Consider the following 20,185-nt stretch of genomic DNA (forward strand, 5'->3'; position numbering starts at 1 on the left):
CTTTCAGTCGCTGCCCGCGCCTGACCGGCGGCGCAAGCGCCACAACTGCCATGCCGGCAGCCAGCGGTTCAGGAACGCCAGTCCGGCTATCCGTCGCCAGCGCACCAGGCGCACCACGCGCACGGCGCGGCCGTCGGCGCCTTGCTCGGGCCTGGCGGCGAAGATGATGCGGTTATTGCCGGCGATGCCGTCGAAGTGGCATACGGCGCCGCGGAAGGTAAGCATCAGGCGCGCCAGCATGGCGGGGTAGTGCTCGTCATAACTGAACAGGTTGGCCACCAGCACGCCGCCGGGCAGCAGCGCGCGCAGGCAGTCCGCATAGAAGCGCGCGCTGCCCAGGGCCGGCGGCAAGCCCGTTTCGTCATAGCCGTCGAGCAGCAGCACGTCGGCGCAGCCCGGATGCTGGCGGATATAGCTGACGGCGTCCGTTTCGATGATGCGCAGGCGCGCGTCGTCGGGCGGCAGCATGAATTGCTCGCGCAGGGCGATCACGTCGGCGCGCAGTTCCAGCACCGTGATGCGGGTGTCTGGCAGGTGGCGGTGGCAGAATTTCAACAGCGAACCGCCGCCCAGTCCCACCATCAGGATGTGGCGGGGACGGGGCACGAACAGGGTAAAGCACATCATGGCGCGCGCATAGCGCAGCAGCAGATGGTCGGGGCGCGACAGCAACATTTCGCTCTGGATCATGCCGGGCTGGAATTCCAGGCGGCGCCGGTCGCCACAGGTATGCACCTGCGGGGCAAGCGGGGTGGTGCTTCTGTTTTCCGGCATGGGACGACTTCGCTGAGTGGACTGGGGGAGATGCTTTGTTGCATTCAGAGAAATCTGATAAGCTCCCGTGAGCATACCCGATTAATCCGCGCCGAGCATGCGTAACGGTACGCGGCGGCACGGCCGCGCAGTCGGGCACCATGGAGACAAGCATGTTTTTGGATCACCCCATCATTACGGCGACGAACAGTTTTACCGAGCCCGACCGCATCGAGCGGCTGACGCGCGTGTACGGCTACGCGGCGGCGCTGGCCGATCAGGCCGCCAACCTCGGCTTCATCGAAAAAGTGGCGCAAATCCACGACCACAAGGGCACCCTCATCGTCTTCTGGCACGAGGCGCCCAGCGAGGTGGAAAAGCAGTATTTCGTGCAGGCGTGGGCCAGCAAGATCGGCGACGGCAGCACCAATGTCGAACACGAAATCTGATACAGCGTGCCGCGGCAGCGCGGCGACGGCGTAGCCCATGGATATCAAAACCCTGGTACTGGCCCTGGCGCTCGGCAACCTGAGCCTGTGCGCGGCCCTGTTCTTCTTCGAGTACGAGCGCAAGAAGTCGCTCAGCATGTCCACCTGGGCGGTCGCCAAGCAATGCCAGGCCGTGGCCTGGTGCCTGCTGTATTTCCGCGGCGTGCTGCCCGATTTTCTCTCCATTTTGCTGGGCAACAGCCTGCTGTTTGCCGGCATGGCGCTCGATGCGGGCGCACTGTGGCAGGCGGCCGGGCGCAGCGGCTGGCGCCGCACCGTGCTGCCGGCGCTGGGGCTGTCGGTGGCGCTGTTCGCCGCCTGCTATCTGTTCGACGTGGCGCCGCTGCTGCGCAGCGCCGGCGGTTCGCTGATCGTGGCCGGCTTTTTCCTCGCCGGCGTGGCGGCCTTGTGCCTGAAATGGCGCGAGGCGAGCATGCTGCGCCGCTTCCTTGTCGTCAGCATGGGCCTGCTGTCGCTGCTGATCGCCGCGCGCGGCGTGCTGGCCGCCGCCGTGCCCGGTTTCGATGCGGAATTGATGCAGCTGGCCGGCTTCGGCGCCCTGTACCTGATGATGCTGACGAACGCTTTCGGCTATCTGCTGCTGTCGCGTGAAAAGCTGGGCGGCGAACTGGCGCGCCTGGAGGTGCTCGACGCGGCCACGGGCGTGCCGAACCGGCGCGGCTTTTACCAGGCGCTGGCGCCGTGGATGGCACTGGCGCGCCGGCCCGGCTTGCCGACGGCGCTGGTGGTGCTCAATATCGACCACTTTAAAAGAGTCAACGACAGCTATGGCCATCCGGTGGGCGACGCGGTGCTGAAAACCATCGTCGACACCTGCCGCCAGCAACTGCGCGACAGCGACCTGATGGGCCGCCTGGGCGGCGCCGAATTCGCCATCCAGCTGCCGCGCACGACCCTGGCAGATGCGCTGATGGTGGCTGAGCGCATCCGCGCCGCCGTCGAAGTGCTGCCCGTCAAGACGGAGCGCGCCGTGCTGCAACTGACGGCCAGCCTGGGCGTGACCACCATCCGTGCCGAAGACAGCACCGTCAGCCTGTTCAAGCGGGCCGACGAGGCGCTGCAGGCGGCCAAGCAGGCGGGCCGCAATCGCGTCGTCGAGGCGCAAGGCGCCAGTACGCTGGACGTATAGGCCCGCTTACTTCTTGCGCGAGCCCAGCCAGCTGGGTTCCTTGCCGCATTCCTTGGGCAAGAACAAGGCATCGAGGCCGGGATCGCAGCGATGGTCAGGCGCCTTCATAGGTTCGACGGTCAGCCATTCGCTCTTGGGCAGGATCTTTTCTTCGCGTGGTTCCACGGGCGGCGCGGGCGGCAGGCTGTCTTGCCACCTTGGCTCTGCGGCAGGCGCGGGCGCAGTGGCCCAGTTCGCGTCAACCTGCGCTGTGCGCGCTGGGGGTGTGTCCGCGTGTGCGGCGGCGCTCAGCAAGCTGCCCGCGAGGATGAACGCACGCATGGCGGCATTATTTATGGAAATCATGGTCTGTCCTTGGTCGGTGCCGCGAGGGCGGGCCTTGCATTATGACGCCAGCCGGAAGCAAAAACACAAGAAAATTGCAACGGCATGTTACCAAAGGGACTATAGTTGCTGGTAGCAAGCAGGTGCATCACAGCAAGGCGCTCGCACGGTGAGCAAGGCGCGGGGCGCCGCTGCCCGAACGTGTGCATTCCCTAACTTTCATTTAAGCTAAGCAAGTTATGCTATCGAGCGCACGCCAGGCTGCCCTGTGCCGTCCGCACCGCAGTTCCTCTTTCTTACTCTTGCCAGGCCCATAATGAAAATGCTCAAATCCCTGCCTGTATGGCCGCTTGCCGCCCCCCTTGCCGGCTGGCTGTTCCTGTTCGGCTCCACCTTCAATGTCGGCGGCGCCTACCAGATTTTGCTGGTGGCGGGCCTGATCGGCAGCGTGCTGGCCGCCGTGTACCACGCGGAAGTGGTGGCGCACCGCATCGGCGAACCGTATGGCACCCTGGTGCTGGCGTTGGCCGTGACCCTGATCGAGGTGGCGCTGATCGTCTCGCTGATGCTGGCCGGCGGACCGGAAACGACGGGCCTGGCGCGCGATACCGTGTTTGCCGCCATCATGATCATCCTGAACGGCATCGTCGGCATCTGCCTGCTGCTGGGCGCCGGGCGCCACCGCGAGCAGAGCTTCGGCCTGCTGGGCGTGAGCGCTTCGCTGGCCACTCTGGCGGCCATCGCCGTTCTGACCCTGGTGCTGCCGAACTACACCTCGAGCGCCGCCGGTCCCTTCTACAATTCCAGCCAGCTGATCTTCATCGCCGTCATTTCCCTGGTCCTGTACGGCACCTTCGTGCTGGTGCAGACGGTGCGCCACCGCGATTACTTCCTGCCCAAGGAAGCCGTCGGCGATGAAGAGGTGCATGCGGCGCCGCCCACGCCCACCGTCGCCTGGGTCAGCGCCGGCGCGCTGCTGGTGTGCCTGGGCGCCGTGGTGCTGCTGGCCAAGTCGCTGGCGCCCGCGCTGGAGACGGCAATTGCCGCCATGGGGGCGCCGAAAACCCTGGTCGGCATCGTCATCGCCGCCATCGTGCTGCTGCCCGAAGGCCTGGCCGCCGTGCGCGCCGCGCGCGCGAATCGCCTGCAAACGAGCTTGAACCTGGCGCTCGGCTCCGCCCTGGCCAGCATCGGCCTGACTATTCCGGCTGTGGTGGTGGTGTCGCTGGCCACGGGCCTGACGATTACCCTGGGTCTCGACATCAAGTCGACGGTGCTGCTGCTGCTGTCGCTGATGGTGGCCACCCTGTCGCTGGGCACGGGCCGCACCACGGTCATGCAGGGTACGGTGCACCTGGTGATTTTCGCCGTTTATTTATTTACCACCATCGTGCCGTAAGCGCCACGGCTGGCCGCCGTTTTGTCACAATCCTGTCACGCCGCTGTCATACGATGAGGGTAGTGTGGTAGGATTTTTAAATCGTTTAAATGATTTATATAGTTTAGTAACTGATTTTGCCAACTTTTTCAGTTGGCACGGTAATGACAAGACAAGAGGCCAGTATGTATGCAGCGGTGGACCTGGGGTCCAACAGTTTTCGTTTACACGTCGGCAAGCATGATGGCGACACGATCCGCGTGGTCAAGAGCGTGCGCGATCCGATACGCCTGGCTGCCGGCCTGGATGCCAATGGCGACCTGACCGAGGCGGCCATGCAGGGCGCTTTGGCCTGCCTGCAGCGCTTTCGCGCCATTCTCGCCGGCTTCGAACTCGATGCCGTGCGCGTGGTGGCCACGTCGGCCATGCGCGTGGCGCGCAACGGCGCCGTCTTCCTGCCGCTGGCCGAGCAAGCCATCGGCCATCCGATCGAGATCATCTCGGGCGAGGAAGAGGGGCGCTTGATCTACATGGGCGTGGCCAATGCGCTGGCCATTCCCGGCGAACGCCGGCTGGTGATGGATATCGGCGGCGGCTCGACCGAACTGATACTGGGACGCGGCAACGATATCGAGCGCGTCGAGTCCTTCAGCCTGGGCACCGTCAAGCAAAGCCTGTCGTTTTTCATCGGCGGGCGCATCGACGCGCCGTCGTTCGAGGCCGCCATCCTGTCGGCGCGCAGCCATTTCGAGGATGCCGCGCCGCCGTACCGTCCGCAGCACTGGAAGACGGCTTACGGCTCTTCCGGCACCATCCGCACCATCGCCGACATCATCGCCCGCAACAAGCTGGGCGACGGCCTGCTCACGAGCGCCAGCCTCGACGCGCTGGCGCGCCGCTTCATCGAACTCGGTCACACCAGCCGCATCGACATGCCCGGCTTGCGCCCCGACCGCGCCAGTACCATCGTCGGCGGCCTGGCCATCTTGATCGGCCTGTTCCGCGAACTGGCCATTCCCGCCATGACGCCGATCGAGGCGGGTCTGCGCATGGGCGTGATGTGGGATCTGTACCTGCGCTCGACCAAGCGCGACCGCCGCGAACAGTCGGTGCAGGGCTGCATGGAAAAATTCCATATCGACCAGCAGCGCGCCGGCCGGGTGGCCGAGCAGGCGCTGGCCATGTATGCGCAGCTCAAGCCCACGTCCGACGCCCTGGTGAAAGCCCTGCGCTGGAGCAGCCTGCTGCACGAAGTGGGCCTGGCCGTGTCGCAGACGGGCTACCACAAGCACGCTTCCTACATCGTGGAGAACGCGGACTTGCCCGGTTTTACCACGCGCGAACAGAAGACCATGAGCCGGCTGATCCTGGCGCAGAAGGGCAACTTGCGCAAGATCGGCGAAGTGCTGTCCGACCCCGATTTTGCCAAGGCCGTGCTGGCGCTGCGCCTGTCGATCCTGCTCATGCATGCGCGCATCGAAGCCGATTTCAGCGAACTGCGCCTGCGCATGAAGAACCGCATCGAACTCGATATCAAGCGCGGCTGGGTGGCGCACCATCCCACCGTGTCGTTCTGGATCGAGAAGGAGCAGGAATTCTGGGATGAGGTCGGGGTCGATTTCACCATCCGCGCCAGCGCCTAGGAGGTCATGTCGTGCGCATGACTTGATGTGCAGCAAGCAAGATTTCAAAAAACAGTATATATTGTTTATATTAATTACCAGATTGGAAAATTTATGACCAAAACCGTCCCAGCGAAAAAAGCCGACAGCGCGCCCGTATCGATGTTTCCTACCAGCGCTTCGATTAACGCGGCAGCGGCCAAGGCCGCCCCGGCTGCCAAGCCCGCAGCTAAACCAGCTGCGAAAGCAGCCGTCAAGCCAGTGGCAAAAGCCGCCGTCAAGCCGGCAGTCGCCAAGCCGGCGGCAGCCAAACCAGCGACGGCCAAGCCAGCCGCGGCCAAGGCGCCAGCCGCCAAGCCGGCAGCGAAGGCCGTCGTTGCCAAGCCTGCGGCCAAAGCCGTCGTCAAAGCCGCCGTCAAACCGGCAGCCAAGCCAGCCGTGAAAGCTGTCGCCAAGCCGGCGGCCAAGCCTGCGGTGAAGACCGTCGCCAAGCCGGCCGCGAAAGCCGCCGTCAAACCGGTAGCCAAGGCGGCCGCCAAGCCTGCGCCAGCGAAAAAAGCGCCGGTCGCCAAGGTTGCTGCCGTCAAGGAAAAAGCCCGCAAGCCGAAACTGGTGCGCGACAGCTTCACCATGCCGGAAGCGGAATACGAAGTCCTGGGCCAGGTGAAAAAAGCCTGCCTGAAGGCCGGTTTCGAGATCAAGAAAAGCGAATTGCTGCGCATCGGCGTGGCGCTGATCAGCCAGATCGACCTGGCGACCCTGCAAAACGTGCTGGCCGGCCTGCCGCAGCTGAAAACGGGCCGTCCGAAGAAGGATTGATGGCGCGGGCAGGGGCCGCCCCCTGCCTGGCCGTTCTGGTTTACCATGGGGCCTGTGATAGTTCCCCCATGGTTGCCATGTCAGAAGATACAGATATCGAACGCGCCGGCTTCGTCGAGCGCGCCATCGTCCGCCACCAGGCGGGCGACTCTACCCCAGCCATCGACCACGTCGCCGAGGAAATCCCCGTCGCGCTGGTCTTCAATGGCATTTCCCACGTCGTCATGATGGCCACTCCGCGCGACCTGGAGGCATTTGCCTATGGCTTCGCGCTGACGGAAGGCGTGGTGGCATCGGCCGACGCCATCTTTGACTGCGAAGTGTTCCTGCGTCCCGATTCCGCCGAAGTGTCCTTGAGCATCGCCCAGGAAGATTTCGTGCGCCTGAAGGACCGGCGCCGCCAGCTGACGGGCCGCACGGGCTGCGGCGTGTGCGGCATCGACAGCATCGACATGCTGGACTTGCAGCCGCAGGCGCTGCCGCCGGCCTTGATCCACGTCAACCTGCCGGCCGCATTGGCGCGTGCCTCCGCCGGCCTGCGCGCGCACCAGGCGCTGATGCGGGAAACGGGCGGCGTGCATGCGGCCGCGTGGTGCGCGCCCGACGGTGATATCGTGCACGTGTTCGAGGATGTCGGCCGCCACAACGGCCTGGATAAACTGATCGGCCATTTGGCACTGAGCGGGGCGGACATGCGGCGCGGCTTCGTCTTCCTGTCCAGCCGCGGCAGCTACGAGCTGGCGCGCAAGGCGGCGCGCATGCAGATTCCGCTGCTGGCGACGATTTCCGCCCCCAGCTCGCTGGCCATTTCCATCGCCACGCAGGCGGGCATGAAGCTGGTGGGTTTCTGCCGTCAGGACGCCTTCGTCGATTACACGCCAGGCATCAGTATCTAAGCGGCAGAACGCTGCAGCAGCACCGGCACGGACTTCGACGTGGGCGTGCCGGCGCCGTCCGCCGTGCTGGCCAGCGGCACCAGCGCGTTCGTCTCCGGGTAATACGCGCCCAGGCAGCCGCGCGGGATGTCGTAGGCGACGAGGCGGAAGCCGTCGGCGCGGCGCGCCACGCCATCGTCCCAGGCGCCGATCAGGTCCACCTGGTCGCCATCGGCAAAGCCCAGCATGGCGATATCTTCCTTGTTGGCGAAGACCACCTTGCGCGTGCCGTACACGCCCCGGTAGCGGTCATCCATGCCGTAGATGGTGGTGTTGTACTGGTCGTGCGAGCGGGTGCTCATCAGGACCATCAGGCGCTCGCCGTGGCGCTTGCGGGCACGGTGCAGCGGCGTATCGAGGTCCAGCGGGGCGACGAGGAAGCTGGCCTTGCCGCTGGCCGTCTTCCACACGCGTTCGCGCGAAGCCACCGTCAAATGAAAGCCGCCCGGCTGCGCCACCCTGGCGTTGTAGTCGTAAAAGTCGTCGAACACCTTTTCGATGTCGTCGCGGATGCGCGCATAGTCGGCCGCATACGCGCGCCAGTCCACCAGGGCGCTGCCCACCGTCGCTTCGGCCATGCCGGCCACGATGGCCACTTCCGAGCGCAGTTGCGGCGAAGCGGGCGCATTGCGGCCGTACGAGATATGCACCATGCTCATCGAGTCTTCCACCGTCACGCCCTGCGCCACGCCGTGCTGCAAGTCGATCTCCGTGCGGCCCAGCGTGGGCAGCAGCAGGGCTTCCTTGCCGATGACGAGGTGGCTGCGATTGAGCTTGGTGGCCACCTGCACCGTCAGCGCGCACTGGCGCAGGGCGGCAAAGGTCAATGGCGTATCGGGCGTGGCGGCGGCGAAATTGCCGCCCAGCGCGATGAATACCTTGACGTCGCCGCGCCGCATGGCTTCGATGGTGGCCACCACGTCGTGGCCGTGCGCGCGCGGCGGCGCGAATCCGTACACCTGGCCCAGGCGGTCGAGGAAGGCGTTTGTCGGCTTTTCCTCGATGCCCACCGTGCGGTCGCCCTGCACGTTCGAGTGGCCGCGCACGGGGCATAGCCCGGCGCCCGGTTTGCCGATCTGCCCGCGCAACATCATCAGGTTCGACAGCATGCGGATGGCCGCCACGCTGTGCTTGTGCTGCGTCAAGCCCATGCCCCAGGTGGCGATGATGCGCCGGCCCTTGACGAAGATGTCCGTCAATGCCTCGATCTGCGCGCGCGCCACGCCGGACTCCCGCAGCAGCAGTTCCCAGCTTTCTGCACGCAGGTCGTCGCGGAAGGCGTCGAAGCCGCTGCAGTGTTCAACGATGAAGGCGTGGTCGATGACGGCGGGCCTGCCTGCCGCCTGCGCCGCGTCGTCGTGCTCGACGACGCGCTTGGCGACGGCCTTGATCAGGGCGAAGTCGCCGCCCAGTGTCGGCTGGACGAACAGGCCGGCCAGGCGCGTGCTGCCGAGGGTCGCCATTTCCAGCGCACTTTGCGGGTCCATGAAGCGCTGCAAGCCCCGTTCGCGCAGGGGATTGATGGAAACGATGCTGCCGCCGCGGCGCGCGCAGTCGCGCAATTCGCCCAGCATGCGCGGGTGGTTGGTGGCGGGATTCTGGCCGAAGATGAGGATGGTGTCGGCCAGTTCGAAGTCGGCCAGGGTCACCGTGCCCTTGCCGATGCCGACGGTGGCCGGCAAGCCGCGGCTGGTCGCTTCGTGGCACATGTTGGAGCAGTCGGGGAAGTTATTCGTGCCGTACAGGCGCGCCATCAGCTGGTACAGGAAGGCGGCTTCGTTGCTGGCGCGGCCCGACGTATAGAACGCAGCCTGGTTCGGGTCGGGCAGGGCGCGCAGGTGGCGCCCCACGAGGGCGCAGGCGTCTTCCCAGGCGATGGGCACGTAACGGTCGCTGGCGGCGTCGTACACCATCGGCTCCGTCAAACGGCCGTGCTGCTCGAGCGTGTAGTCCGACTGTTGCAGCAGCTGCGTGACAGTATGGCTGGCGAACAGCTCCGGGCCGGCGCGGCGGCTGGTCGCTTCGGCGGCGACGGCCTTGGCGCCGTTTTCGCAAAAGGCGAACGTGGACGCGTGGTTGCGGTCGGGCCAGGCGCAGCCGGGGCAATCGAAGCCGTCAGGCTGGTTTTGCGCCAGCAGCGCCTTTAAGTTTTCGGGTGCGACGCGCTCCTGGCGCAGGCTGATGGCCACGTGTTTCAAGGCGTCCCAGCCGGCGGCCGGCCTGGTGTAGGGCGTGATGTGCGGTGCGTCCTGGTCTTTCATGGGCTCTTTCGGCTGGGCGAGTGTGGTAATTATGCACGATCCCCGCATGACATTGACTTGCGTCATGGAAATGACATTCGGCTGTCATTTTCCTGACATATTAGACAAGTACGCTGGAGTCGTCTTGATCACAGGGGATGAAACCATGCAGAACATAGTCGCATCAAACGAAGCCAAGGCCCGGCCGGTCCAACTGGTGCTGAGCCAGGCCACGACCGCGGCGGAATTGCGCGAAGTCCAGCGTTTGCGTTACAAGGTGTTTATCGAGACCATGGGCTTGACGTCGCTGGCGAACGCCGATGGCCTCGACAGCGATGAATTCGACGCGCACTGCGATCATCTGATCGTGCGCGACGCCGATACCCTGAAAGTGGTGGGCACCTACCGCGTGCTGAGCGCCGCCAAGGCAGCCAAGATCGGCCGCCTGTATGCGGAAAACGAGTTCGACCTGAGCCGCCTGAAGAATCTGCGCGGCCGCATGGTCGAAGCGGGCCGCGCCTGCATCCACCCGAAATACCGGGGCGGCAGCGTGATCATGCTGCTGTGGTCCGGCCTGGCCGAGTACATGCGCCGCGAGCGCTGCGACTACCTGGTCGGCTGCGCCAGCATCAGCCTGGCCGATGGCGGCCATAACGCCGTCGCCGTGTACCAGGCGCTGGCCGAAAAGCACATGGCGCCAAGCGAATACCGCGTCACGCCGCACCTGCCTTTCCCCATCCACCAGGTGGAAGCGGCGCACAAGCCGCAGGTGCCGCCGCTGATCAAGGGCTATCTGCGTTCGGGCGCCTGGATTTGCGGCGAACCGGCGTGGGATCCTGATTTCGAAAGCGCCGACATGTTCATGATGATGCCGCTGGCGAATCTGGACGAGCGCTATGCGCGCCACTACGGAGTGGTGCCTGGCTAAGGCTATTGAGGTGAATGCCGGGCAGTGACGCCTGCAGTTGGCAGGCCAGCGCCTGCACGGCGCTGCGCAAGCCGCTCTCCGCGCTGTCGGGCGGCAGCAGTTCGAGCAGGAAGCGCAGCGGCGCCGTGATCGCCTCGGGTTCGCCGATGCTGCCGTGGCGCCGCACGGCGTCGTGGTACAGCGCCAGGAAAGCGGCGCGCGCCGGCGCGTCGAAAGGCTGGCCGTCCGGCACCTGCCACAGGGCCGCCAGCAGGGCGGCGCGCACGGGGGCGCCGGCGTCGATGGCGCGGTGTTCGTCCGCGTGGCGCTGGCGCGCATAGGCGATGGCGTCGTGCAGCAGGTCGCCCAGCTGCGGATCGAGCGCGCGCCAGGCACCGCAGTCGCCATGGGCTTTCAACAGCAGGGCGCCCGCCAGCACCTGGAAAATCAGGTCGCAGTCGGCCACGCCGCTGCGCCGCCGCGCTTCCTCCAGCGCGGCCAGGCAGGCGTCCGTCATGGCGCGCAGGGCGGGCGCGCCGGAGCTTCCTGCGCGGCAGGCCAGGCGCGCCTGCAAGGCCCAGTAGCGGCCCAGCAGGGCCAGGCGCTGCGCCGTGGGCGCCAGCGCCACCAGCAGGTCGATATGCTGTTTCCCATCCTGCAGCAACTGCCGTCCCTGCGCCATATCCGGCACGGCCGGCACTTCGATGCCGGCGCCCGCATCGAGGCCGCACAGGGCCGCGCCCTGGCGTATTTCCAGTTCCGCCCAGTGCGCCAGCGCGCGCAAGCCCACCTTGCCGTCGGCCGCGCTGTGCGCTGCCCGGTAGTGTTCGATGGCGCGCAGGGTGTTCTCCAGGCCACCGAGGCCGGCCCGCGTGGCGGCCATGTTTTCGCGGATGTCGGCGCAGCCGAAGAAGCGGGCGCGCACGGCTTCCTCGATGCTGCCCAGCTTTTCCTCGATGGCGGCGCGGCGCGCCGCATCGGCGCCCGCCAGGCGCGCGTGCAGGGTTTCCAGGTCGGCCAGCAGGTGGCCGTGATAGTGGTAATCGGGCGCTTGCCAGGGCCGGCTCTGCGTGTTCGGGAAGCGGTAGCGGTCGTCGCCATACGCCTGGTAGGCGCCCCAGGTGTTCGACGCCGGGAACTGCAGGTACGCCGCCTCGCGCGCCAGGCGCACGGCGTCGCCGAAATATTCGCCGCTCAGCATGGCGTGATAAAAGCTGTGCGCGAAGATGCTGGCCGCCTGGTCGTCGATGCGCCAGCCGGCCGCGATCACCGCCTGCGAGCCCATTTCGATGAAGGCCGTGGCCAGGCTGGCGGCCAGTTTCGACCAGGGCGCGATGGCGTCCGGGCGCATGTCGCCCAGGTGGCAGCAATTGATGAAGACGAATTGCGGCACGCGCTTCAATTTACCCACCTGCGCCGCCGTCAGCCGCGTCTTCGGCCCCAGCACCAGGCCCGTATGGGCGATGCCGGGGCCGGCCACTTCGCCGTGGCCGGCCAGGTGGATGGCGAAATAGCGCTCGTCGAACAGGTGCACCAGCACGCGCTGCGCCTGCGGGCGCAGCAGCTCGCGCACCTGGTAGCCGTACGCGCCGAACATGCGCGCCACGTCCTGCGCCTCGGCCTGCGCGGCGGGCAGCTCGGGCAGGCCGGAATCGGTGTCGCCGATCACCAGCACGCTGTTGCTGGGCGGGCTGACGGCCGATGGCTGCTCGCGCAGGCTGGCCAGCTGGCGCACCATGCCGATGCGCGTCGACAGCGGGCTTTCCTCGCTGCCCGCCTCGTCGCGCATCAGCTCCCACGGATAGATGGCGGCGCTCTGGTCGACGGCCAGGATCAGGCCGCGCATCTCGGGGATGGCCGCCTTCAGGCCATTGGGCAGCATCAGTTCGTACAGCGCGCGCGACAGGCCCGGTTGGTCGGTGGTGTTGTCGGTGGCGTCCATGATCAGGCCATCGACGGCTTGCCGCTGGTTCGGCTCCTCGTCGACGCTGTTGTGGGCGCGGTCCGTCAGCACGGTGAAGCGCAGGGCGCCGGACAGATCCGCGGCGACGATCTGCACGCGGCGCCAGCCATTGTCGCCGCTCAGGCTGGGCAAGATGCGCCGGTAGCCGCCGGGGCTGTGGCGGATGCGCCGCTCGAACGTGAAGCTGCCCTGGTAGCGCGCCTCGGCCATGATCTGCTCGATGGCCATGGCGGCCGCGATGGCGCGCGCCTCCGACTGTTCGTAGATGGCGATATGGCCGATGCGGCACGCCATGCCCGCGTCTTCCAGGCGCCGGTTGGCGCTGCGCGCGCCGTCGAGCAGGGCCCGCGCGCACAGGGCGATGCTCAAGCCGCCATAGCCGGAGCCGGACAGCAGGCTGGCCACGCGCAGGCCGTGCTCGCCCATCGGAGGCGCGGCCGCATGGCCGGCGGCGCGCACCTGCAGGCAGACGCACGCGTATTCGAGCAAGCCGCCGGCAAAGGCGCGCGCCAGTTCGCCCGGCGTCAGCTCGCCCAGCGCGCCCAGTCCGATGACGATGGCGCCGCCGGGCCGGCGCGCCGCATCGGGCTGCAGCACCACCAGGGCGGAGTCGGGGCGCTGCGGAAAGCGTCCCAGCGCGTGGATTTCCTGCAGCTTGCCCGCCAGCAGGCGGTCCAGGAAGCTCATGCTGCCGCGCAGCGATTCATACGCATAGCAGCCGCTCATGACGGGCGCGTCGGCCGAGGCCATGCTGCCGTGGATGATGGATAGGCTCAGCTGCGGCGCGCGGCTCTCCGGCGCGATGGCGGGGCCGGCGGCGCCGAGGGCGGCGTCGAGCAGTTCCTGCGGCTGCGGGTACAGCGGCGTGGCGTCGGGGGCGTACGGATGGAAGCGGGGCGGGGCGCCGCCAGGCGCGTGCGGCGGGTGCCGCGGCAGGGCTGCGGCCTGGCCGCCGTCGAGCAGTTGCGCGATGGCCGGGTAGTATTCCTTTTGCAGCAGCAGGTCGCCATGCGCCACCGGCAGGTAGCAGGCCGCCACGCCGTCCGGCACCGCGCCTTGCCAGGCCGTGCGGCCATCGCCATCCGGCGACCAGGCTGTCTCGATGCCGCCGTCGCGCAGGCGCAGCGCCACCGGCGTGTCGGCGCAGCCGGCCAGGTAGCTGCAATGGCGGGCGTCGGGCGGGGCCGCTTCCAGCAGGGCCACGGTGGCGCGCGCCGCGGCCAGCGCCTGGGCTTCGGGCGCCTGCCAGCCGCCGGGCAGGCCCGCCTGCGCGTCGCCGGCGGCCAGCTGCGCCCAGGCGCCGGCGTCGAAATAATCGATGCCGCCCGCCTGCGGCCACGGCAGCATGTCCAGCACGCCGGGAAAGGCGCGCACGAAGCCGAGAAACTGGCGCCGCGTGTGCTTCCAGCCTATCCAGCACGCCAGCATCTGCACCAGCCGGTCGCGCCCCAGCAGCACCTGCACCATCGCCTGCGTGCCGCGGTTGGCCGTGCCCACCTGCAGCAGGCGGCTGCCGGGCAGGGCGCCGAAGCGCTGCCAGCGGTCTTTCAGGGCCAGGCGCGCCACCAGCCCGCCCATGCCGTGGGCAATGATGCGCAAGGGCTGGCCGCGCTGTTCGGCGTCGCGCATGGCCTCGTCGAGCACGGGCAGGAAGGCGTTGCCGGAGTGCTGCAGCGACAAGCGCCAGTCATAGGCAAAGGGCCGCACTTCCTGGCTTTGCGCGAGAAAGCGGGCAAACGGTTCATAGCAGGATTCGACCCAGCCGGCGCTGACGATGTGCGGCTGGCCCACGGCCAGGCGTTCGATGCGCCCTTCGACCAGGTTGACGGGGTCGAACCAGATGCGGTTGCTGCCCACTTGCAGGTGGCTGCCCATGATGTCGGGCAGCAGCAGCACGATGGGCGCGTGCGCGCGCCGCTTCGGTACTTCGCCGCCCCGCGCCAGCGGACCGTGCTCGATGCCGGGCAGCGGCAGGTAGGCGGTCTCGTCGCCGGTGAGCGCCTGCACGGCGGCCAGGCCGGACGGCGCGCGCTCGAAATAGTTGAGGTGGTGCGCGTGCGGCCCGCGCAGCAGCAGTTGCCGCACGGGCGTGCTGCGCGTGGCGCCGCCGGCCATCGAGGCGCAATTGACCACCAGGTCGTTCTGCCCGCCATATAGCTGGTCGTCGAGGCAGTCGCCCAGCCAGCCCAGCAGGCCATCGCCGCTGCATGCGCCGGCCAGCACATGCAGCGGGCTGGCCACGCGCACGTCGGGTGCATTGAGCAGCGCCACCAGGGGCGAGTCGGGCATCATCGCTTCCAGGCCCGGCAGGATGCGCGCGTCGCAGCGCTGCTGCACCACGGCCAGCAGGAAGGCCATGGCGCCATCGGGTAGGCCGCCGTGCAGCAGCAGGTTGAGCATCGCGCTGGCCCAGCGGTCGAGGCGGCCCGACATCAAGGTGGTGCCGCGCGCCGGACAGGCCACGCGCACGAAGCGGGCGATGCGGATGGCGCGCGTCTTCAGCTCCATGCTCAAGTCGCGCAGGCGCGCCGCATCCCCGTCGTAGCCGCCGCGTCCGCCCAGCCGCGCCTGCGCCGTGAAGTGGTCGATATCGTGGCTGTTGAACGCTTCGCCGCCCACCGTGTTTTCGCTCAGCCGCTCCAGGCCGTCGCCTGCCAGGTCGACGGCGCCGCGGCTGTCGATGCGCTGCGCCCGCGCCAGCAATTCGCCCACCAGGCCGCCGCGCGAATGGCTCAGCAGGTGCAGCACGGCGCCGTGCGGCAACTGGCGCACGAGGGCCAGCGCGTTCTCGATGGGGCTGTCGCTGAGGCTGCGGTGCTCGTAGCCATAGATGCGGTTGCCGTACTGCGCCGCCAGTTGCGGCGCCAGGCCGTTGCGCCACAGGCCGGCAAAGCTGCGCTGGGTCGACGAAGCCGTGCCGTGCAACAACAGCAGCAGCGGTTCCGGCCCGGCGGGCAGGCTGGCGACGGCCGTCATGCTGCCCGCCTCGATGCCGCAGCGGTACAGGCCCAGCCGTTGTTCCAGTTGGCGGTCCTGGAAGGCGCCCGCCGCCGCCAGCGCCGTCATGGCGGCACCGCCGCAGCGGTACACGCGCACGGCGCGCAGCATCCAGGCGCCCAGGCCGTCGCGGCTGGCGCCGGGCGGCGGACGCGCCGCCTGTGGGCGCAAGGCCAGTCCCACTTCGATGCCGGCGGGCGCGCCGTCGCGCGCCAGCGTGGCCGGCCCCAGGTAGCGTGGCAGGTCCAGGCTGCCGGCGAGCAGCGAACTGCCGTCGCACAGCAGCAGTTGCACGACGTCGTCCGGGCCGATATCGAGGGCGATGCGGCAGCTGCCGATGCCGCGCGCGCCGGACAGCACATGGGTCTGGCTATGCCAGCCGGGCGCAGCGGGGCAGTCGCCGGCGCTGGCGAGGGGATCGCGCGTGAGCGTCAGGCGCAGCACGGGCGGCGCAAGAGGGTCGCTGGACATGCGGTTGGGATCACTGGTTAAAAGCTGACCTTGATGCCTGCGCGGACCATGCGTGTTGTGTCAGATCAAGTTTGAGTGGAAATGCAGGGGAGAAGCTGGGAGGGGGCTGGAAGGCAGAGAAACGGTCAGCATGGTTTGGGCTGGGTCTCTTCGCTATCGTGTCCGGATGCGGTGCGGTGAACGAACTACGCGAATTGTATGGCAAAAGTTCATGGCGCCGGGGACCTGGGTGCCTGGCATGGCATTACAACAGCGGGTAAATCAATGGACTGGCGTGGCGGACAGTTCCTTCAGTTCGCGGATGGTGATGTCCGATTTTTCATGCATGCGCAATAAAATCGTTGCACCGACCGACAGTTTGCCGTGACGAATCTTGCTGATGATGGGCGGCTGCACTTCCAGTACACGGCACAGTTCCGCATCATTTTTCAGGTTCATCTTCTCGATCAGGGTGTCGAGCAGCTTGTTGGGCACAAAACTCGATGGTTCGAGCGCACGCGCCCGGTTCATCGCTTCAATCATTTCCAGCTTCTTTTGCCGAACGTTCATTTACTCCTCCTTCAGGTTATGCAAGGGACGAGACCACTTTAGGCGGTCCCGGCTATAGTTCGTCATCGCAGTACGGCTGTCTGGGTGACGTGACAACATTCGCGTTAAAACATTGATAACCAGGCAAGTGTTTTAAATAATACTACGATAACAAAACTTGTGACAGATGGTCAGTTAAATTAACTGATTGTTTGATCAATTTGGTTGACGATTGTTGTATTTTGTAGTCCGCTTTTGGTCAATATCATGGTTCTGTCCGCCATTTCGGCGGCGACCAGCGAATGCGTGACCATGATTGCGCAGCTGCCGTTGGCCTTGATTTCGGCGCGCAGCAATTGCAGGATGCTGTGTGCCGTGTCCGGGTCGAGGTTGCCGGTAGGCTCGTCGGCCAGCACCAGCGCCGGCTTGTGCACGAGCGCGCGGGCAATGGCCACGCGCTGCATTTCACCGCCGGACAATTGCTGCGGAAAGTCGCCGCCGCGTCCGCCCAGGCCGACCGCCTCGAGCATGCTGGCGGCACGCTCCTGGGGCAGTCCGTTGAGCAGCAGCGGCAGGGCCACGTTTTGCAGCAGGGTCAGGTGCGGCAAGACGTGGAAAGCCTGGAAAATAAAGCCCATGCGGGCGCGACGCAGCCGGGTGGCGGCGGCGTCATCGAGGCTGGACATGGCAATGCCGTCCACCAGGATAGGGTGCGCTTCGGCACCCGCGTCGGGCGTATCGAGGCCGGCGATCAGGTTCAGCAAGGTCGACTTGCCCACGCCCGAGTCGCCCATGATGGCGATGAATTCCCCCGCCTTGAAACGGCAGGAAATATTCGCCAGCACGGGACGGGCATTGGCATAGGACTTCGACAGATGGCGCAATTCGAGCATGATGTTAACGGCTATCGTAAAGGGAGGCACGCGGGGGAGAGGGGGGCCTGGGAACTGCAAAGGGGCGCGGATTGTTTGGCCGGCAATGTGTAGTATACGACAGGCTTATGCTTTTTGCTTGGCAATACCAATTTTGTGTGAACGCCGCCGATATGAACCCTAAGTTACCTGCCGCACGGCTGGCTTGCGCGGATTCCGCTATGATGGAAAAAAGTCATCGGCAAGGCGCCCGCCAACCGCTACGGCAGGGGCGGCGCGCCCGGTGGCCGACCGTGCAAGCCCTTCGTGAACCTAACATTGACGACGCCAGCCCATGACCATGCCACTTGCGCAACAGCAGTCCGATTTCCGCCCCGCCAGCCACGCCGCGGCGGCCAGCGCCACTCCTGCCACGATAGCCGAGATCAGCAGCGGCCTGCTGGCGCGCCAGGCCTGGACCTCGCCCAAGTACCTGTACGACGCGCTCGGCTCCAAACTGTTCGAAGCCATCTGCGCCTTGCCCGAGTACTATCCGACGCGCACGGAAGCGGCCATCTTCGCCCGCCACGGCGCCGAGATCGCGCACGCCGTGGGGCCGGGCGGCACCCTGATCGACTTGGGCGCGGGCAATTGCGCCAAGGCCGCCAGCCTGTTCCCGCTGCTGCACCCGGCCCAATACGTGGCCGTGGATATTTCCTACGATTTCCTCAGCGAATCGCTGAGCCGGCTGCAGCAGCGCTTTCCGCACATCGAGATGACGGGCCTGGGCCTGGATTTTTCCAGCCGCCTGGACTTGCCCGACAGCGTGCGCGAGGCGCGGCGATTATTCTTCTATCCCGGCTCGTCGATCGGCAATTTTGCTCCAGAGCAAGCGACCGCCTTCCTGCGCCGCCTGCGCGCGAATGCGGATGGCGATGGCGGCCTGCTGATCGGCGTCGACCTGGTCAAGGACGACGCCATCCTCGACGCCGCCTATGACGATGCGCTGGGCGTCACGGCCGCCTTCAACCTGAACATGCTGCGCCACGTGAACGGGCTGATCGGCGCCGATTTCGACGTGCGCGCGTGGCAGCACCACGGCTTTTTCAATGCCGACGAGCGCCGCGTCGAAATGCACCTGGAAGCGCGCAGCGAACAAGTTGTCCATTGGAAAGGTGGCCAGCGGCGCTTCGCGAAAGGCGAGCGCATCCATACGGAAGACAGCTACAAATACACGCGCGCCACCTTCGTCGGCTTGCTGGAGCAGGCCGGGTTTTCCACAGTGCAAGTCTGGACGGACCCGCAGCAGTGGTTTGCGGTTATCTACGCGCGGGTAATCAGGGACTAACAACGCCTGGCCAAACCTACTGCGCGTCGCGCTTTGCGGCCTGCAATGCTCACCGGCTCGGCGCCCCCGTACAAAGTACGGTGCGCTTCTCAGCCACAAATCACTGCCGCTCGCTACGGTTTTGTCAGGCGTTCAAGATACCAACATAAAACAAAGAACTATCATGCTGATCGATCATTACCATCAAGTGCGCCAGCATTCTCTGCGGCTGGCCGAACCCCTGTCCGACGAGGATTGCGGCGCCCAGTCGATGCCGGACGCCAGTCCCGTCAAATGGCACCTCGCGCATACCACCTGGTTCTTCGAAACGTTTATCCTGGAAAGCATGGAGGCGGCGTTCGCGCCATTCCACCCCGCCTTCCGCGTGCTGTTCAACTCGTATTACAACGGCGTGGGCGAGAAGCACCCGCGCGCCCAGCGGGGCTTGCTGACGCGCCCCGGCATGGATGTCGTGCGCGCCTACCGGGCCAACGTCGATGCGCGCATCGCGCGCTTGCTGGGGGGCGAACTGGCGCGCGACGAGCGCGAACGGCTGACCATGCTGCTGGCGCTGGGCCTCGAGCATGAGCAGCAGCACCAGGAATTGCTGTTGACGGACGTCAAGCACCTGCTGGCGCAAAGCGCGCTGTTTCCCGCTTACATGGGCAGTGCGCGGGACAGCGGGCTTGCGCCAGCGCAAGAACACGCGCAGCCCACGGCCTGGCTCGCCTTTGACGGCGGCCTGGCGCAGATCGGCCATGCGGGCGACGGCTTTTGCTTCGACAATGAATTGCCGCGCCATCCGCAATACGTGGCGCCCTTCGAACTGGCCAGCGCGCTGGTGACGAATGGCGACTATCTCGCCTTCATCGAGGCGGGCGGCTACCGCACGGCGCACCTGTGGCTGGCCGAAGGCTGGGACTGGGTGCGCAGCCAGCAGTTGCAATGCCCGCTGTACTGGCAGCGCGATGACGCCGGCCGCTGGCAGGAATTCACCTTATTTGGCTTGCGGCCGCTCGATCTCCAGGCGCCGGCCACGCATGTATCGCTGTTCGAGGCCGATGCGTATGCGCACTGGGCTGGCGCGCGCCTGCCGACGGAAGCGGAGTGGGAAGTGGCGGCGCAAGGCGTCGCCATGGAAACGGGCCGGCTGCATCCGGCCGCCGGCGCGCCGGGAGCAGGCTTGCGGCAAATGTTTGGCCACTGCTGGCAGTGGACCAGCAGCAGCTACGCGCCGTATCCGGGCTACCGCACGGCGCCCGGGGCGCTCGGCGAATACAACGGCAAGTTCATGCTGAATCAATATGTGTTGCGCGGCTCGTCGTGCGCCACGCCGGCCGGCCATGCGCGTGCCAGCTACCGCAATTTCTTCCCGGCCGGCGCGCGCTGGCAATTTTCCGGCATCCGCCTGGCGCGCCAGGTGGAATAAAGG

Annotated in this window: 15 protein-coding genes; 9 read left to right on the forward strand and 6 right to left on the reverse strand. The window is 66.6% G+C overall.

Annotated features, from left to right (window positions below; translation table 11 throughout):
- Positions 1 to 3 precede the first annotated feature (3 nt).
- On the reverse strand, positions 4 to 774 hold the full coding sequence (locus BZG29_RS11895) for a transferase spermidine synthase (protein WP_077402745.1): 771 nt from the start codon (positions 772 to 774) through the stop codon (positions 4 to 6).
- Positions 775 to 926: 152 nt separating this feature from the next.
- Here BZG29_RS11895 and BZG29_RS11900 point away from each other — a divergent pair, with 152 nt between their 5' ends.
- Together BZG29_RS11900 and BZG29_RS11905 are read left to right on the forward strand one after the other, a co-directional pair.
- The gene (locus BZG29_RS11900) at positions 927 to 1,202 is read left to right on the forward strand and encodes a hypothetical protein (RefSeq protein WP_077402750.1); all 276 of its coding nucleotides are present in this window, start codon (positions 927 to 929) and stop codon (positions 1,200 to 1,202) included.
- A gap of 37 nt (positions 1,203 to 1,239) precedes the next feature.
- Positions 1,240 to 2,391: a diguanylate cyclase gene (locus tag BZG29_RS11905; RefSeq protein ID WP_077402753.1), complete on the forward strand. Its 1,152-nt coding sequence runs from the start codon at positions 1,240 to 1,242 to the stop codon at positions 2,389 to 2,391.
- Positions 2,392 to 2,397: 6 nt separating this feature from the next.
- Here the strand turns inward: BZG29_RS11905 and BZG29_RS11910 are convergent, their stop codons facing one another.
- Complete coding sequence (locus BZG29_RS11910; RefSeq protein WP_077402756.1) at positions 2,398 to 2,736, reverse strand: hypothetical protein; 339 nt, start codon at positions 2,734 to 2,736, stop codon at positions 2,398 to 2,400.
- 295 nt (positions 2,737 to 3,031) lie between these two features.
- Here BZG29_RS11910 and BZG29_RS11915 point away from each other — a divergent pair, with 295 nt between their 5' ends.
- The 4 genes from BZG29_RS11915 (at position 3,032) to fdhD (ending at position 7,430) form a co-directional block, all read left to right on the forward strand.
- Entirely contained in the window at positions 3,032 to 4,114 is a 1,083-nt protein-coding gene (locus tag BZG29_RS11915; protein ID WP_077402759.1) for a calcium:proton antiporter, read from the forward strand.
- A gap of 164 nt (positions 4,115 to 4,278) precedes the next feature.
- Positions 4,279 to 5,736, forward strand: a complete 1,458-nt coding sequence (locus BZG29_RS11920) for a Ppx/GppA phosphatase family protein (RefSeq protein ID WP_077402762.1) — start codon at positions 4,279 to 4,281, stop codon at positions 5,734 to 5,736.
- Positions 5,737 to 5,829: 93 nt separating this feature from the next.
- Positions 5,830 to 6,534 (forward strand): hypothetical protein, encoded by a 705-nt coding sequence (locus BZG29_RS11925; protein WP_077402765.1) that lies wholly within the window; start codon positions 5,830 to 5,832, stop codon positions 6,532 to 6,534.
- A gap of 77 nt (positions 6,535 to 6,611) precedes the next feature.
- Positions 6,612 to 7,430 (forward strand): formate dehydrogenase accessory sulfurtransferase FdhD, encoded by an 819-nt coding sequence (fdhD, locus tag BZG29_RS11930; protein WP_077409070.1) that lies wholly within the window; start codon positions 6,612 to 6,614, stop codon positions 7,428 to 7,430.
- Here fdhD and BZG29_RS11935 read toward each other — a convergent pair.
- A complete protein-coding gene (locus BZG29_RS11935; protein WP_077402768.1) occupies positions 7,427 to 9,730 on the reverse strand; it encodes an FdhF/YdeP family oxidoreductase in 2,304 nt (767 codons plus the stop codon). The two genes, fdhD and BZG29_RS11935, sit on opposite strands and share 4 nt — an antisense overlap.
- 145 nt (positions 9,731 to 9,875) lie before the next feature.
- Between BZG29_RS11935 and BZG29_RS11940 the strand changes: the two genes are divergently transcribed.
- On the forward strand, positions 9,876 to 10,637 hold the full coding sequence (locus tag BZG29_RS11940) for a GNAT family N-acyltransferase (RefSeq protein WP_077402770.1): 762 nt from the start codon (positions 9,876 to 9,878) through the stop codon (positions 10,635 to 10,637).
- Here BZG29_RS11940 and BZG29_RS11945 read toward each other — a convergent pair.
- The 3 genes from BZG29_RS11945 to BZG29_RS11955 all read right to left on the reverse strand — a co-directional run bounded on the left by BZG29_RS11945 (position 10,570) and on the right by BZG29_RS11955 (position 17,468).
- Entirely contained in the window at positions 10,570 to 16,047 is a 5,478-nt protein-coding gene (locus tag BZG29_RS11945; protein ID WP_077402773.1) for a CHAT domain-containing protein, read from the reverse strand. The genes BZG29_RS11940 and BZG29_RS11945 overlap by 68 nt on opposite strands.
- A gap of 261 nt (positions 16,048 to 16,308) precedes the next feature.
- Positions 16,309 to 16,596, reverse strand: a complete 288-nt coding sequence (locus BZG29_RS11950; protein ID WP_034786045.1) for a hypothetical protein — start codon at positions 16,594 to 16,596, stop codon at positions 16,309 to 16,311.
- 179 nt (positions 16,597 to 16,775) lie between these two features.
- Complete coding sequence (locus BZG29_RS11955) at positions 16,776 to 17,468, reverse strand: ABC transporter ATP-binding protein (protein ID WP_077402775.1); 693 nt, start codon at positions 17,466 to 17,468, stop codon at positions 16,776 to 16,778.
- A 313-nt stretch (positions 17,469 to 17,781) separates the two neighbouring features.
- Between BZG29_RS11955 and egtD the strand changes: the two genes are divergently transcribed.
- Complete coding sequence (gene egtD / locus BZG29_RS11960; RefSeq protein WP_077402778.1) at positions 17,782 to 18,774, forward strand: L-histidine N(alpha)-methyltransferase; 993 nt, start codon at positions 17,782 to 17,784, stop codon at positions 18,772 to 18,774.
- 163 nt (positions 18,775 to 18,937) lie between these two features.
- Positions 18,938 to 20,182 carry an ergothioneine biosynthesis protein EgtB gene (gene egtB / locus BZG29_RS11965; RefSeq protein WP_077402781.1) on the forward strand — a complete coding sequence of 415 codons (1,245 nt, stop codon included), beginning with the start codon at positions 18,938 to 18,940 and terminating at the stop codon, positions 20,180 to 20,182.
- Positions 20,183 to 20,185: the final 3 nt, after the last annotated feature.

Source organism: Janthinobacterium sp. LM6 (assembly GCF_002002885.1).
Taxonomy (GTDB): domain Bacteria; phylum Pseudomonadota; class Gammaproteobacteria; order Burkholderiales; family Burkholderiaceae_D; genus Janthinobacterium; species Janthinobacterium kumbetense.

Coding starts and splice junctions, on each gene's coding strand:
- fdhD (WP_077409070.1), top strand. CDS start 6,612: ATGTCAGAAGATACAGATATCGAACGCGCCGGCTTCGTCGAGCGCGCC.
- BZG29_RS11935 (WP_077402768.1), bottom strand. CDS start 9,730: ATGAAAGACCAGGACGCACCGCACATCACGCCCTACACCAGGCCGGCC.
- egtB (WP_077402781.1), top strand. CDS start 18,938: ATGCTGATCGATCATTACCATCAAGTGCGCCAGCATTCTCTGCGGCTG.
- BZG29_RS11895 (WP_077402745.1), bottom strand. CDS start 774: ATGCCGGAAAACAGAAGCACCACCCCGCTTGCCCCGCAGGTGCATACC.
- BZG29_RS11940 (WP_077402770.1), top strand. CDS start 9,876: ATGCAGAACATAGTCGCATCAAACGAAGCCAAGGCCCGGCCGGTCCAA.
- egtD (WP_077402778.1), top strand. CDS start 17,782: ATGACCATGCCACTTGCGCAACAGCAGTCCGATTTCCGCCCCGCCAGC.
- BZG29_RS11900 (WP_077402750.1), top strand. CDS start 927: ATGTTTTTGGATCACCCCATCATTACGGCGACGAACAGTTTTACCGAG.
- BZG29_RS11915 (WP_077402759.1), top strand. CDS start 3,032: ATGAAAATGCTCAAATCCCTGCCTGTATGGCCGCTTGCCGCCCCCCTT.
- BZG29_RS11945 (WP_077402773.1), bottom strand. CDS start 16,047: ATGTCCAGCGACCCTCTTGCGCCGCCCGTGCTGCGCCTGACGCTCACG.
- BZG29_RS11910 (WP_077402756.1), bottom strand. CDS start 2,736: ATGATTTCCATAAATAATGCCGCCATGCGTGCGTTCATCCTCGCGGGC.
- BZG29_RS11905 (WP_077402753.1), top strand. CDS start 1,240: ATGGATATCAAAACCCTGGTACTGGCCCTGGCGCTCGGCAACCTGAGC.
- BZG29_RS11920 (WP_077402762.1), top strand. CDS start 4,279: ATGTATGCAGCGGTGGACCTGGGGTCCAACAGTTTTCGTTTACACGTC.
- BZG29_RS11955 (WP_077402775.1), bottom strand. CDS start 17,468: ATGCTCGAATTGCGCCATCTGTCGAAGTCCTATGCCAATGCCCGTCCC.
- BZG29_RS11925 (WP_077402765.1), top strand. CDS start 5,830: ATGACCAAAACCGTCCCAGCGAAAAAAGCCGACAGCGCGCCCGTATCG.
- BZG29_RS11950 (WP_034786045.1), bottom strand. CDS start 16,596: ATGAACGTTCGGCAAAAGAAGCTGGAAATGATTGAAGCGATGAACCGG.